Genomic DNA, 566 nt, shown 5'->3' on the forward strand with positions numbered 1-566 from the left:
GGTGCGTACGCACACCGCGACCGTGCTGGGACACGAGACGCCGGGCGCGGTGCCGGAGGCGCAGGCGTTCCGGGACCTGGGCTTCGACTCGCTGATGGCCGTCGACCTGCGCAACGCCCTCGCCCGCGACACGGGCCTGCGGCTGCCCGCGACCCTGGTCTTCGACTACCCCAACCCGACGGCGCTGGCGGGGTTCCTGCTCGCCGAGTCCGGGCTGGCCGCGGAGGCCGGTACCGCGGCGGCACGGCGGCCCGCGGCCGCGGCCGCGGCGGACGACCCGATCGCGATCATCGGGATGGCCTGCCGCTACCCGGGGGGCGTCGGCTCGCCGGAGGAGCTGTGGGAGCTGGTCGCGGCGGGCCGCGACGCGATCTCGGAGTTCCCGGACGACCGGGGCTGGGACCCGGAGGAGCTGTACGACCCGGACCCGGACCGGGCGGGGCGCTCGTCGGTGTGGTCGGGCGGATTCCTGCACGGGGCGGCGGACTTCGACCCCGGGTTCTTCGGTCTTTCGCCGCGGGAGGCGCTGGCGATGGATCCGCAGCAGCGGTTGCTGCTGGAGACGA

1 protein-coding gene is annotated in these 566 nt (G+C 75.8%); it reads left to right on the forward strand.

The window, feature by feature from the left end:
• A partial coding sequence (locus ABD317_RS37600; protein WP_344296646.1) for an acyl carrier protein occupies window positions 1-566 on the forward strand: 566 nt, incomplete at both ends.

Origin of the sequence: Streptomyces synnematoformans, assembly GCF_039531005.1 — a bacterium.
Lineage (GTDB): Bacteria > Actinomycetota > Actinomycetes > Streptomycetales > Streptomycetaceae > Streptomyces > Streptomyces synnematoformans.